At 61.4% G+C, this 13,173-nt stretch carries 14 protein-coding genes; 5 read left to right on the top strand and 9 right to left on the bottom strand.

Going from position 1 to position 13,173, the window contains the following annotated elements:
* Positions 1-25 precede the first annotated feature (25 nt).
* From MHY87_RS03280 to MHY87_RS03250, 7 genes are all read right to left on the bottom strand, one after another.
* Positions 26-820, bottom strand: coding sequence for an ABC transporter ATP-binding protein (locus MHY87_RS03280; protein ID WP_239349324.1), 795 nt, complete (start codon positions 818-820; stop codon positions 26-28).
* Entirely contained in the window at positions 813-1,538 is a 726-nt protein-coding gene (locus MHY87_RS03275; protein ID WP_239349322.1) for an ABC transporter permease, read from the bottom strand. Before MHY87_RS03275 ends, MHY87_RS03280 begins: the two co-directional genes overlap by 8 nt.
* Entirely contained in the window at positions 1,538-2,260 is a 723-nt protein-coding gene (locus tag MHY87_RS03270) for an ABC transporter permease (protein WP_370644815.1), read from the bottom strand. Before MHY87_RS03270 ends, MHY87_RS03275 begins: the two co-directional genes overlap by 1 nt.
* Before the next feature lie 105 nt (positions 2,261-2,365).
* Positions 2,366-3,211 carry a lysine/arginine/ornithine ABC transporter substrate-binding protein gene (locus MHY87_RS03265; protein ID WP_239349320.1) on the bottom strand — a complete coding sequence of 282 codons (846 nt, stop codon included), beginning with the start codon at positions 3,209-3,211 and terminating at the stop codon, positions 2,366-2,368.
* Between the two features lie 208 nt (positions 3,212-3,419).
* Positions 3,420-4,265, bottom strand: a complete 846-nt coding sequence (locus tag MHY87_RS03260) for a lysine/arginine/ornithine ABC transporter substrate-binding protein (RefSeq protein WP_239349745.1) — start codon at positions 4,263-4,265, stop codon at positions 3,420-3,422.
* A gap of 229 nt (positions 4,266-4,494) precedes the next feature.
* The gene (locus MHY87_RS03255) at positions 4,495-5,340 is read right to left on the bottom strand and encodes a lysine/arginine/ornithine ABC transporter substrate-binding protein (RefSeq protein WP_239349318.1); all 846 of its coding nucleotides are present in this window, start codon (positions 5,338-5,340) and stop codon (positions 4,495-4,497) included.
* Between the two features lie 116 nt (positions 5,341-5,456).
* A complete protein-coding gene (locus tag MHY87_RS03250) occupies positions 5,457-6,155 on the bottom strand; it encodes a fumarylacetoacetate hydrolase family protein (RefSeq protein WP_239349316.1) in 699 nt (232 codons plus the stop codon).
* Positions 6,156-6,261: 106 nt separating this feature from the next.
* On the opposite strand from MHY87_RS03250, the gene MHY87_RS03245 reads away from it, so the two are divergent.
* Positions 6,262-7,722, top strand: a complete 1,461-nt coding sequence (locus MHY87_RS03245) for an FAD-binding oxidoreductase (RefSeq protein ID WP_370644814.1) — start codon at positions 6,262-6,264, stop codon at positions 7,720-7,722.
* Between the two features lie 54 nt (positions 7,723-7,776).
* Complete coding sequence (locus tag MHY87_RS03240; protein WP_239349312.1) at positions 7,777-8,703, top strand: sugar kinase; 927 nt, start codon at positions 7,777-7,779, stop codon at positions 8,701-8,703.
* A 52-nt stretch (positions 8,704-8,755) separates the two neighbouring features.
* Here MHY87_RS03240 and MHY87_RS03235 read toward each other — a convergent pair whose 3' ends face one another.
* Positions 8,756-9,574: a DUF4142 domain-containing protein gene (locus tag MHY87_RS03235; protein WP_239349310.1), complete on the bottom strand. Its 819-nt coding sequence runs from the start codon at positions 9,572-9,574 to the stop codon at positions 8,756-8,758.
* 134 nt (positions 9,575-9,708) lie between these two features.
* Positions 9,709-10,623, bottom strand: a complete 915-nt coding sequence (locus tag MHY87_RS03230; protein ID WP_239349308.1) for a metallophosphoesterase — start codon at positions 10,621-10,623, stop codon at positions 9,709-9,711.
* 530 nt (positions 10,624-11,153) lie between these two features.
* Here MHY87_RS03230 and MHY87_RS03225 point away from each other — a divergent pair.
* From MHY87_RS03225 to MHY87_RS03215, 3 genes are all read left to right on the top strand, one after another.
* A complete protein-coding gene (locus MHY87_RS03225) occupies positions 11,154-11,597 on the top strand; it encodes an NUDIX domain-containing protein (protein ID WP_239349306.1) in 444 nt (147 codons plus the stop codon).
* A gap of 154 nt (positions 11,598-11,751) precedes the next feature.
* Positions 11,752-12,261, top strand: coding sequence for a GNAT family N-acetyltransferase (locus tag MHY87_RS03220; RefSeq protein WP_239349304.1), 510 nt, complete (start codon positions 11,752-11,754; stop codon positions 12,259-12,261).
* A gap of 203 nt (positions 12,262-12,464) precedes the next feature.
* Entirely contained in the window at positions 12,465-13,166 is a 702-nt protein-coding gene (locus MHY87_RS03215; protein ID WP_370644832.1) for a L,D-transpeptidase family protein, read from the top strand.
* Positions 13,167-13,173 lie beyond the last annotated feature (7 nt).

The following is a 13,173-nucleotide window of genomic DNA, read 5'->3' as shown; positions in this document are numbered from 1 at the left end:
GCGCGGCTCGTGCCGCGCTTTTGTTTTACCGATGGCTTGAGATGAATTGCTTGAAGCGCTCGGACTTCGGAGCGCCGAACACCTCAGCCGGCGGACCTTCTTCTTCAACGACGCCTTTATGAAGGAAGACCACGCGGTTCGACACGTCACGGGCAAAGCCCATTTCGTGCGTAACTACCAGCATGGTGCGGCCTTCTTCAGCCAGAGAGCGCATGACGCGCAGCACCTCGCCGACGAGTTCGGGATCGAGCGCGGAGGTCGGCTCGTCGAAGAGCATCACATCCGGGCGCATGGCAAGCGCGCGTGCAATGGCAGCGCGCTGCTGCTGACCGCCAGAGAGGTGAGAGGGATATTGGTTGCGCTTGTCGGCGATGCCGACCTTCGCGAGCAACTCCTCGGCTTCCGCGATGCACTCCGCCTTCGGGCGCTTCTGCACATGCACGGGCGCTTCGATCACGTTCTCCAGGATCGTCATGTGGGACCAGAGATTGAAGCTCTGGAACACCATGGCCACGCGCGAGCGGATGCGGTCCACCTGGCGCTGATCGGCAGGCAGCATGCCCTTGCGGCTCTGCTTCAGCTTGATCGTCTCGCCGCCAATGGTGACATCGCCGCCATCGGGCACTTCGAGCATGTTGATGCAGCGAAGCATCGTCGACTTGCCGGATCCGGACGCGCCGAGAATCGAGATCACGTCGCCCTCATTGGCCTTCAGGGATACGCCTTTGAGCACTTCGAGGGGGCCGAAGCTTTTGCGCAGGTTCGAGATCGAAACCGCGGGAACAGTCTTGGAAGACAAGGATGCAACTCCGTTAGACATGTACTGCCTCCAGGCGCGTCTTGATGGCCGGCGGACGGCGCAGATGAGGCGAGAGCCACCATTCGATGGCCATGATGATGCGCGTGATGATGAAGTTCAGGATGAGATAGATCGCACCAGCCACGACGAACACTTCGATGGCCCGGAAGGTCTGCGAAATCATCTTTGCCGCAAGCCCGGTCACTTCCATCATGGTGATGACGGAGGCAAGCGACGTCGCCTTCACCATCAGAATGATCTCGCTGCCATAGGCCGGTAGGGCTTGGCGCACGGCAATCGGGAAGACGATGCGGCGGAAGAGCAGGAAGCCCGACATGCCGCAGGCACGTGCCGCTTCCACTTGGTTATGCGGAACCGATTGAAGGCCGCCGCGAATGATCTCGCTGCCGTAGGCGGCTGTGTTCATCGTGAGCGCCAGCACTGCACACCAATAGGGCTCGCGGAAGAAGCCCCAGAGGCCCCATTCCTGTAAGGTGGGCCTGAATTGTCCGAGGCCGTAATAGATCAAGAAGATCTGCACGAGCAGCGGCGTGCCACGAAACACAAAGACATAAGCCTGCGCAGGCCAGTCGATCAGCTTGATGTTCGACATGCGCATGAGTGCAAGCAGCATGGCGAAGATCGCGCCGAAGGCAATCGACGTGAAGGCGAGATTCAGCGTGAGCGGAATGCCGGTGATGAGACGCAGGAAGGCTTCCTGCATGAAGGCGAAATCCATCAGGAAGCCCTCCGCATGCCGCGCAACGAATAAGTCTCCGCACGCTGGAACAGATAGGTCGAAACCCAGGTGATGAGCAGGTAGAGGATCGCGGCCGTGATGTAGAAATCGAAGGGGCGGCGCGTGGAGCCTGCAGCCACTTGCGATTGGCGCAGAAGCTCGACGAGACCCGTTACCGAGATCAGCGCGGATTCCTTCAACACCAGCTGCCATGTATTGCCGAGGCCAGGAATCGCATAGCGCAGCACCTGCGGCGCGATGATGCGGCGGAACATGAGCCAGCGATGCATGCCGACAGAGCGCGCGGCTTCCAGCTCGCCCCGGCTCACCACCTGATAGGCTCCGCGGAACACTTCGGCCTGATAGGCGCCGGATACGATGCCGATCGCTAGCGCGCCGGTGACGAAAGCGGGCACGCCGATGAAACCGTCAGCGCCGAACAGGCTGCCGATGGCGCCCAACGCCGCGCTGCCGCCAAAATAGAAGAGATAGATGACCAACAGGTCCGGGATGCCGCGAAGAACGGTCGTGTAACCGTCGGCGACCCAACGGACCGGCGCATTGCCGCCGATCTTACCCCAGGCCACGAAGGTGCCGACGACGGCGCCCGCAATGAAGCCGCATGTCGCGACCGCGATCGTCATTCCCGTCGCCACAAAGAGGAGCCATCCCCATCCATTGGGGCCGAATCCGACGAGCTCGAAATAGCTCAGTTGCTGCACGCGTTTCTACTTTCCTGAATGTGCTCGCCCCACGCACGGTGCGGGGCGAGGCGTCATATGTCACACCCGGTTCAAAGCTGCACGACCGGTCTTAAATCACCCTCATCAGGTCTGAGGGGCCATGTCGATCTTGAACCACTTCTCCGTGAGCTTCTTCACGGTGCCGTCGTCGATGGCGGCCTGGATCGCCTTGTCGAACATGCCCTTCAACTCGGCATCGTCCTTGCGCAGGCCGACCGCTACGCCGCGTCCGAGCACGTCGCCGTCCACTGCGCCGCCGGCGATCAGCATGTCCTTGAATTCCGGCTTTTCGGTCGAGGCCTTCAGCGAGGAATGGGCCGCGAAGATCGCGTCGATGCGGCCTGCCGCGAGGTCGAGGTCGTGCTGCTCCGTGGTCTTGTACTCACGGATGGTGATCGTGTCCTTCAGGTACTTCTCGAGGAACGCGCCGTTCACGGTCGAGCTCTGCGTGCCGATGGTCTTGCCCTTCAGAAGCGGCTTCCATTCCTCGATCATCGCCTTGGCGGCCTCAGGATCCTTGTCGAGGTTGATGCGCTTGCCTGCTCCTGCGAGCTTGGCGAGCGGCGAATCCTTCAGGACCCCCCAGCCATGGGAGCCGGTGGCGTAGGGGCGGGAGAAGTTGATCGCTTCGAGGCGCTTCGGCGTGATGTTCATGCCGGCCATGATGGCATCGTATTTCTTGGCATTGAGAGCGGGAATAATGCCGTCCCAATCCTGAGAGACGATCTCGCACTTTACCTTCATGCGCGCGCAGAGGTCATTGGCGAGATCGATCTCGAAGCCTTCCAGCTTGCCGCCGGCGCCCGTGAAGTTCCACGGAGCGTAAGCGCCTTCCGTGGCGATCTTGACCGTCTTCTCCTGCGCGGAAGCACCGCCTAAGGCGAGAGCGGAGGCCAGCAGGCCCAATCCCAATGTTTTCAATAGCTTCATCGTCGTTCCCTTGGTCAGCTTTGAGCTGAATCTTGTCCGGACGGAGCCTTCCGCCCGCCGCTCAAAACTAACATTCAAAAGCCGAGCCAGTGCAAGCCCATTTCATGGCGAATAAGGTGTTCAGAATGATGTTTTGCGTCGCATCTTGCCTGTTCTGATACAAAAAGGCGCGGCAATAGCCGCGCCTTGAATTGTCGAGAGACTGAAATCAGCCCTTCGGCGAGATGTCGATCTTGAACCACTTCTCGGAGAGCTTCTTCACGGTGCCGTCCTTGACGGCAGCCTGGATGGCCTCGTTGAAGGACTTCTTCAGTGCGGCATCGTCCTTGCGCAGACCCACGCCCACGCCTTCGCCGAGCAGGCCGCCGGTGATGGACGGGCCGACGAGAACATAGTCCTTGAACTCAGGCTTCTCGAGGGTGCCGATGATGGCGGTAGAGTCGGCGAGCACGATATCGATGCGGCCGGCGGCGAGGTCGAGGTCATGCGCCTCGGTGGTCTTGTACTCGCGGATCTCGGCCGTGCCCTTGTAGTACTTGTCGGCGAAGTTCGAGTGGATGGTCGAACCCTGAACGCCGACGGTCTTGCCCTTCAGCATCGGCTTCACGGCATCGATAGCCTTCTCGGCGGCTTCCTTCTGGGTGGCGAGGTTATAAGCCTGGCCCGTACCCGGGATCTTGGCGAGCGGCGAGTTCTTCTCGACGAGGAAGCCGTTCGGGCCGGCGGCATAAGGGCCGGCGAAGTCGATGGCTTTCTTGCGCTCTTCGGTGATGCTCATGCCGGCCATGATGGCGTCGTACTTCTTGGCATTGAGAGCGGGAATAATGCCGTCCCAGTCCTGGGCGACGATCTCGCACTTCACCTTCATGCGCGCGCACAGATCCTTGGCGAGATCGATCTCGAAGCCTTCCAGCTTGCCGCCGGCGCCCGTGAAGTTCCACGGAGCGTAAGCGCCTTCCGTGGCGATCTTGATGGTCTTTTCCTGTGCCGAAGCCGCACCCATCGTAAGGGCGGTGCCGAGAATGGCGAGGCTGACAGTCTTCACGAATTTCATCATCGTTCCCTTAAACTTATCGGCTCGGATGCACGCGAGCCTGTTTTGCTCGCGGCCTTCTTGAGGCCGCGCCGGGACGCAGTAACGGCCAATCTCCGGAAAAAGGCAAGAGCCGCCCGGATGACCTTGCACAGGTGCCTGCACGGGACTTAAGTCCAAGGCAGGGCTTGCTAAATCGTGCCGGAGGAGAGCCGTTGAAAAAGGCGCGGCGGGGCCGCGCCTTGATCCATCAGCTTCTGGGGGTGATATCGACCTTGAACCACTTGACGGCCAGGGTCTTGAGAGTGCCGTCCTTGATGGCGCCTTGGATGGCTTCGTTGAAGGCCTTCTTCAGCTCTTGGTCTTCCTTGCGCAGGCCGACGCCGACGCCGAGGCCCAGCATGCCGCCGGTGATGGAGGGGCCGACGAGGACGTAATCCTTGAACTCGGGCTTCTCGAGGGTACCGATGATGCTGGTGGCATCGCCCAGAACCACGTCGACGCGGCCGGCGGCAAGGTCGAGGTCGTGGGCTTCAGTGGTTTTGTACTCGCGGATGTCGACCGTGCCCTTCAGGTACTTGTCGGCATAATTCGAGTGAATGGTCGAACCCTGAACGGCGAGGGTCTTGCCCTTCAGAAGGGACTTGGTCGACTCGATGGCCTTCTCGGCGGCGGCCTGCTGGGTGCCGAGATTGTAGGACTCTCCCGTGCCCGGGATCTTGGCGAGGGGCGACGACTTGGCCACGAGGAAGCCGTTCGGGGAATCGCCGTAAGGACCGGCGAAGTCGATGGCTTTCTTGCGCTCGTCGGTAATGCTCATCCCGGCCATGATGGCGTCGTACTTCTTGGCATTGAGCGCCGGGATGATGCCGTCCCAGTCCTGAGCCACGATCTCGCACTTCACCTTCATGCGCGCGCACAGATCCTTGGCCAGCTCGATCTCGAAGCCGTCGAGCTTTCCGTCCGGGGTGGTGAAGTTATAGGGGGCGTAGGCGCCTTCCGTAGCAATCTTGATAGTCTTCTGCTGCGCGGAGGCGCCGCCGGTGACGAGGGCTGAGCCGAGGAGAGCCAAGCCGAGGGTCTTCGTGAGATTCATAGCCATTCCCTTGGTTACCGGCTCGTGCTGATGCCGAGCCTTGTTGCAAGCGGCGGTAGCCGCATGCAACACAGTAGCTAGCAGCCTCGGGAAAAAGGCAAGGGTGTAACGAAGCGCTATACGACCCGCAGGTGGATCTCGCCGAGGCCCTCAATGGCTCCGACCATGGTCTGTCCCCGCGCGACCGCCCCCACGCCTTCCGGCGTTCCGGCAAAAATCACGTCGCCTGGGGCAAGTTCGAAATAGGACGAGAGATAGGCGATCTGCTCGGCGACCGACCAGATCATGTCCGAGAGGTCTGCCTTCTGCTTTGCCGTGCCATCGACGGAGAGCGAGATGGCGCCCTTGGCCGGGTGGCCGACCTTGGAGGCCGTATGGATCGGCCCGACCGGGCCTGAAAAATCCGCCGCCTTGCCGAGTTCCCAGGAGCGGCGCAACTGCTTGGCCTCGTCCTGGAGGTCGCGGCGGGTCATGTCGAGACCGATGGCATAACCGAACACATGGCCGAGTGCTTCGGAGACGGGGATGTCCTTGCCGCCCTTGGCGAGGGTGACCACCAGCTCGATCTCGAAATGGTAGTTCTGGGTCTTCGGCGGATAGGGATGATCGACAATCTGGCCTTCCGGCACGACTTGGAGAGCATCGGCCGGTTTCATGAAGAAGAACGGCGGCTCCCGGGTCGGGTCTCCGCCCATTTCCCGCGCATGGGCGGCATAATTGCGGCCGACGCAATAGACGCGGCGCACGGGAAAGAGATCGCCGGTTCCGGCGACCGGAAGAGCATGGATCGGGGGAGTGGGGATGACGTAGGCCATGATGGTTCGCGAGAGCCTTCTGATGAAAGGGCAGGGTCGTCTTCTCCCTTCCTACACCTTGCGGTTCTCACCACAAGACGTCATGAACGATGGCTCTACATGAGGAATGACGATGGCGGCACTCGGCAGCTCTGGCACGGCTCTCATTGACACCCTGAAGTTGCGGCTCGGTGAACCCTATGTGCTGACAGCCGCGGGCGACATCGACGGGCATCTGACCGAGGCGCGCGGTCTGTACCGGGGCGAGGCCCTGGCGGTGGTGCGACCAAAAGATCGTGACGAAGTTGCGTTCGTTCTGCAGGAATGCGCAAAAGCGGGCGTGCCGGTCGTGCCGCAGGGCGGTAATACGGGTCTCGTCGGCGGTGGTGTTCCTTATGGCGGCGTGGTGCTGTCGCTCACGCGTCTCGATGCCATCCGCGAGATCGACCCCGTGAATGCAACGATCACCGTCGAGGCGGGCTGCATTCTGAAGACGGTGCAGGATACGGCGAGCGATGCCGGTTATCTCTTTCCTCTCTCGCTGGCCTCGGAAGGCTCGTGCCGTATCGGCGGCAACCTCGCCACCAATGCAGGCGGCACCGCTGTTCTGCGCTACGGCAACATGCGCGATCTGACCCTCGGTCTCGAAGTTGTGCTGGCCGACGGGCGAATCTGGGATGGCTTGAAAGGCCTGCGCAAAGACAATACGGGCTACGACCTGAAGGATCTCTTCATTGGATCTGAAGGCACGCTCGGCATCATCACGGCTGCCGTGCTGAAGCTCTTTCCCAAGCCTTATTCGCGAGTGACCGCTTTCATCGGGTGCGAGTCGCCCTACGATGCTTTGAAGGTTTTCCAGCGATTGCGCGAGGCAACGGGCGATCAGCTCACCGCATTCGAGTATGTCCCCGAGTTCGGGGTTGAGATCGTCCTCAAGCACATGCCCGGCTCCGTGCGCCCGCTGGCCGAGAAGCACAATTCCTATGCGCTGATCGAACTTTCATCGCCGCAGAAGGATGCGGATTTGCAGAGCCAGCTGGAGGCCGTGCTCGGAGAGGCCTTCGAGGAAGGCTTGGTGCAGGATGCGGTGCTAGGCGCGAGTGAAGCACAGAGCATGGCACTGTGGGCATTGCGCGAAAATCTCTCCGAGGTTCAGCGCATGGAGGGCGGCTCGATCAAACACGACGTAGCCGTGCCCGTCTCACGCGTCGCCGAATTCATCGATGTGGCAACAAAGGCCTGCGAGGCTGAGATGCCGGGCGTGCGCGTCTGCGCCTTCGGTCATTTCGGCGACGGCAACATTCATTTCAATCTCACACAGCCCGTCGGCATGGACAAGGCCGAGTATCTCGGTCAGTGGGAGCGCTTCAACCGCATCGTGCACGACATCGTTCACGGCATGAATGGTTCGATTTCCGCCGAGCATGGCGTCGGGCTTATCAAACGCGATGAACTGCTACTCTACAAGGATGCGGTGGCGATCGACCTCATGCATAGCCTCAAGCGCGCGCTCGATCCCCAAAACATCCTCAATCCGGGAAAAGTTGTCTCCATCGGAGACAATGTGCCTGCGGCCTTGCCCAAGTAGCATTTGGCTCGAGTAGCATCTGCCTCAAGTAGTGTTTCCCAAACAAGGTGCGTCATGAAAAACATCGATCTTCTCACCTTCGGCGAGCCGATGATGGAATTTGCGGAGGTGCAGCGCAATGGCGAACGCCTCTATCTCCCGGGCTTCGGCGGCGACGTCTCCAACACCGCCGTCGCCGCTGCGCGCCAGGGTGCGAAGGTTGGGATCTTTACGGCGCTGGGGCGTGACTTCTTCGGGCAGGATTTTCTCGATCTCTGGCATCGGGAAGGCATCGATTGTTCCTCCGTCATCCTGCGCAAGGATGGAAGGACGGGTGCATATTTCATCAGCTACGGTGCGGAAGGGCATGTCTTCTCCTATGCCCGTGCGGGATCGGCTGCGAGCCTGATCACGACCGAGGAATTGCCGCTGATCCAGATCGCCTCGGCGCGCATCCTGCATGCGTCGGGCATCACGCAAGCGATCTCGGAAAGCTGCGCCGATGCGGTATTCGCCGCGATCCATCACGCGAAAGCAAACGACACCGTCGTCAGCTATGACACGAACCTGCGCCTGAAGCTCTGGCCTCTGGAACGCGCCCGCGCGATCATCCATGGAGCATCCGCGCTATCGGACATTTTGTTGCCCGGCCTCGACGATGCCCGTCAGCTGACCGGCCTGGATCGCCCGGAGGAGATCTGCGCTTTCTATCTCAATCTCGGCAGCGATGTGGTGGCGCTGACCATGGGCAAGAACGGCACTATGGTCGCGACGAAGGAGCGGCTCGAGGTGATTGCGGCAAAGCCTGTTGAGGCCGTCGACGCGACGGGCGCGGGCGATACGTTCGACGGTGCGTTCCTTGCCGAATGGCTTGTGCACCGCGATCCGTTCCGCGCTGCAAATTATGCCAATGCGGCTGCGGCTTTGTCGACTTTGGGTTATGGGGCCGTCGCGCCGATTCCTCAGCGCGCAAAGGTCGAAACTTTTCTCCAGGACGCATAAGAACGGCGGGCCGAATGACCCGCCGCAATCATTGAAGACATGCTAACGTCGCTTAGCGGCGGCGGCTCGCCGTGCCGCCGGGAAGGCGACGCGCTTCTGCGGCGTGATGTTCAATATGCGGCACCACGGAAGCCGCGAACTGGCGAAGCGACGGGTCGCCGCCGGCCTGAGCATAAGTCGCATGCAGGTTCAGCGCTTCCTGGTGAGCTGCGCGCTGATACTGACCGTAGAGGCGGTCGAATTGCGGCCCGGATGTGGAGGCGAGCTGGTTCAGCATCGCGGTCTTTTCAGGGCTGAGCGTAACGCCGACGCGAACCGGCGTCACCGAGCCGGTGGACTGCACTTCCGCAGCACCCGCCGCGGCGCCAGTGGTCGCGCCAACGCCTGCGCCGACTGCCGCGCCGACAGGGCCACCAACCAGGGCGCCGACACCCGCACCCGTCAGGGCACCGGCTGCCGTGCCGCCTGCCGCATTCGGAGATGTCGCTGCTGCGCCTGCCGTCGCTCCGGCCGTCGCGCCGACGCCTGCACCAACCGCTGCGCCGACAGGACCACCGATCAGTGCGCCGATGCCGGCGCCTGCGAGAGTGCCGCCGACGGAACCGGGAATGAACTCACCCGTCGCGGAATAAACTGCACGACCGCCATTCAGAGCTTGGCTGGTCATGCCATGATCCTTGATCATGTCTTCAGCGAAGCGGCGTACATTGGGATTGCGGGAGCGCTGCAGGGCAAGCTGGCTTGATGCAATCTCGAAAGCATCGGACTGGGCTGCCATCATGCGATAGGTTTGGCTGTCCATCACCGTCTGGGCGAAGGCCGGTGCGGAAATCGATGCAAGCAAGGCCGCGAGAACAACGTGTTTCTTCATCGGTAAACTCCTGTTTCTGGGAGCGCAGAACACCGTGCAAAGCCCGCGAGGCTTGCAAAACTCATGGGTGTGGCTGCTGCACCCCTTCAACGAAGAGGCGTCTCAGCAGTTCCAGAAAAGGAAAAGATATCGTTTCAGGATTGTTCTTGAGATTGGCGGATACGCGCCAGCGACAGCATTCCCATTCCGCCCACCGTACCGTCAGGCTTCAAGCCTCGCAGTTCGGCTTTCAGCAGAAAACCGGTTTCATCGCGATCGATGGTGAAGAGATGATAGCCTGCCTTATGCGTGAGCGTGCCTTCTCGTGCCGAAGCAGAGGGCGCGCCGATGACGGGGACGGGGCCGCGCGGCCCGTCGAGATGCGCGAGCGAACCGACGTGGTTGTGTCCGTGCAGAATGAGCTCCGCGCCGACACGTTTGATCATGCCCTCGAAGCGTTTGGCATCGGTGAGATTGCGTCCCGGGTCTGCTCCGCCGATATGCGGCGGATGATGGATGAGGATGATGCGGAAGCAGGACGGATCGCGTCCCAATTCGCTCAGCATCTCCTCCGCATTCTTCGTCTGTTGCGAGCCAATACGGCCACTCGCCACAAACGGAAGAGTGGGAATGGCGGAGGACAGGCCGATGATGGCGATGTCTCCATAGCGGCGGAGGTAGGGGAACACGCCTTCGCGTCCGTCATCGCCGCGCGTCCAAGGGGAAATCTTCTTGAGCAGCCCTTCGAGCGAACCGCGCACATAGGCGTCGTGGTTGCCGGGTACGAAAGTCACGCGCGATGGATCACCGAGGCTTTCCATGAAGATGCGGGAGGTTTCCCATTCATCGGGAAGGCCGATATTGCAGGTGTCGCCCGTGCAGGTGATGTGATCAGGCTTCTGCGCGTGAATGTCGGCAACGAGTTCCGCGAGCAGCTCCATGTCGTGCAGGTCCTGCCGGCTGCGGTGCCAGTTGTACCAGCCGGTCAGGCGCTTGCTCAGAAGCTGCTTCAGGCGGGGCCGGGGAAGGGGCCCTACATGAGGATCGGTGAGGTGAGCAATGCGAAACATAACGGCCTAACTGAGATGAGCAGGCGAGAGTTCGCCCGGCACGCGTGCGCCGTCAAGCATGGCCGATGGGGAAATCAGAGGCGAAGGCGGGCTGCGAAGCGCTAGCCGCTGGAATCCTCTTCGCCGGGAACGGTGAGCGCGATAGCCTCGCGCTCCGTCCATTCAAGTGGGTCTCGATGAGAAAGACGAGACAAAGCCAAGCGGGTAAGGCTTGGCTTAATAAGCTGCGGATGCAGGTTTAGTACTGGGCGCCCGGGATCAGGGTCGAGTAGATCGTGCGGTCCTCGAGGTTGAGGGCCGGGGACCAGCTGAAGCGAGCCGAGCGGTTGATGCGGGAGAGGATCAGCGAGAGAAACATTGGAACACCTTTGGTTGGCGTCGTATTAGACCTTAGTCGGACGCAGGTCACGCGCTATTCCCATGGATCAGCTATGCATGGGACGAATGTCTCCGTTCATCTTCCCGTAATCTTGTTGTGATCTATTCGAATGATGCCCGCCTTACCGCCATCGAGCAAAGCCGCCCGTTTCATGAATTGGGGGCTGCATACGTTCTGGCGTTTTTCCAGGGGCATGACCCTGGGCGTGCGGGCCGTCGTCCTCGACGGGCAGGGCCGCGTCTTTCTCATCCGCCATACCTACGTGCCCGGCTGGCATCTGCCCGGAGGCGGAGTCGAGACGGGCGAGACGGCGCTCGATGCCCTGACGCGTGAGCTGCGCGAGGAGGCCTGCATCGCCATCGACGAGCAGCCTGCCCTGACCGGCGTGTTCTTCAACCAGCGGGCTTCCCGGCGCGATCACGTGCTGGTCTACGTCATCCGCCGCTTCACGGTGCTGGGGGAAAAGCAGCCCGACCGCGAAATCGCGGAGGCCGGTTTCTTCCCCCTCGATCGACTGCCCGAGGACACGACGATGGCGACCCGCCGCCGCCTGGCCGAGATCCTTGATGGACAGCCGCTTTCAGTAACCTGGTAGAAGAGTAGGGTTTGCGCCAAGCCCCTCAGGCTGCTATGGCCAGGATATTCGAGGAAACACAGCGGCCATGACCATCATCCGGATTCAGCGACGACGACAGGGCTGACGTTACCGTCCAGCCGCCTTCACCGTCGTCCTGCCCTTGAGTCCGTCCATGACCGAGCTTTCCCTTCTCATTCGTTCCGAGCAGCCCATCGATTCCGAGGCCATCGAGCGCCTTCATGAGCGCGCCTTCGGCCCCGGCCGCTATGCCCGCACCGCTTCCCGCTTAAGGGAAGGGGCCGGATACCTCATCGACGTTTCCTTCACTGCGATGGTCGGCACCCTGTTGGTGGGCTCCGTTCGCCTGACGCCCGTGATGGCGGGCGAGGTGCCTGCCCTGATGCTGGGGCCGCTGACGGTCGAGCCCGCTTTCGAGAATCGCGGCATAGGGGCCGCTCTCATGCGCCGGTCGCTGGAGGCGGCGAAGGCGAAGGGGCATAAGCTGGTGCTTCTCGTGGGCGACGAGCCTTATTATAGCCGCTTCGGCTTTAAGCGCGTTCCGCCCCAGCCTCTGCAACTGCCGGGACCCGTCAATCCCATCCGCTTCCTCGCCCTGGAGCTGGAGGAGGGGGCCTTGGCCCGCGCCAAGGGGATCGTCACGCCTCTCCCTAAGGCAGAGTGAACGGGTTCCTTATTAGGCAGTTCATGCCGTCGACACACGCGGTGCATGTGCTTCAAGCATTATCAAACTCCGTGCGCCAAAGGCCTGAGCTTGCCAATCGAGCCGTGTGGCGGCAATCTCAAGCTCAACAAGACATTCAGCGGGTGGATGCCGGAGCATTGTCTCGTCGGGCATTCGAATAAGGGAACTGTCAAATGACGATCATGAACGGTAGAAATGCCGATGCCGGCGTGACGGACGAGGCGACTTTGCTTGAGCGTCAGACGGGGCTTCTCACCCGCCGGTCGTTTCTGGTCGGATCGGCCGCTGGTGTCGGTGCTCTGGGACTGGCCGGTTGCGTATCCGACGGCATGAGCGCTGCCGATGCGGCGAAGCTCTACGGGCCGGTGCCTGAAGAGAAGTTCCCGATCCCGGCAATCGATGTCAGCAAGGTCGATCCGAAATATTATCGCCGGACCGTTCGCTACGAGACCAAGGAAGCGCCTGGTACGATCATCGTCGATCCCGGCAATTACTACGTCTACCGCATCGAGGAAGACGGAATGGCCACCCGCTATGGTGCCAATGTTGGCCGCGACGGGTTCCGGTGGAGCGGTGACGCTTATGTCGGGCGCAAGGGTGAATGGGCGACTTGGACCCCGCCTAAGGAGATGATCAAGCGCCAGCCTGAGGCGGCCAAATACGCTGGCGGCATGCCGGGCGGTCTCGATAATCCACTCGGCGCACGCACGCTTTATCTCTATCAGAATGGCGCCTACACCCTCTACACGATCTACGCCAGCCTCGACGCGGAATCGATTGGCAACGGCATCACCAGCGGCTGCGTCGGCCTCCTCACCCAGGATATGATGCACCTGTACGACCACACGCCGGTCAAGACGAAGGTGGTCGTGCTGCCTGCATAGAAACGGC

Origin of the sequence: Microvirga sp. ACRRW, from assembly GCF_022346925.1 — a bacterium.
In the GTDB taxonomy this organism is placed as follows: domain Bacteria; phylum Pseudomonadota; class Alphaproteobacteria; order Rhizobiales; family Beijerinckiaceae; genus Microvirga.
The sequence above is the reverse complement of the archived record's forward strand: the minus strand, read 5'-3'. Positions and strand labels throughout refer to the sequence as shown.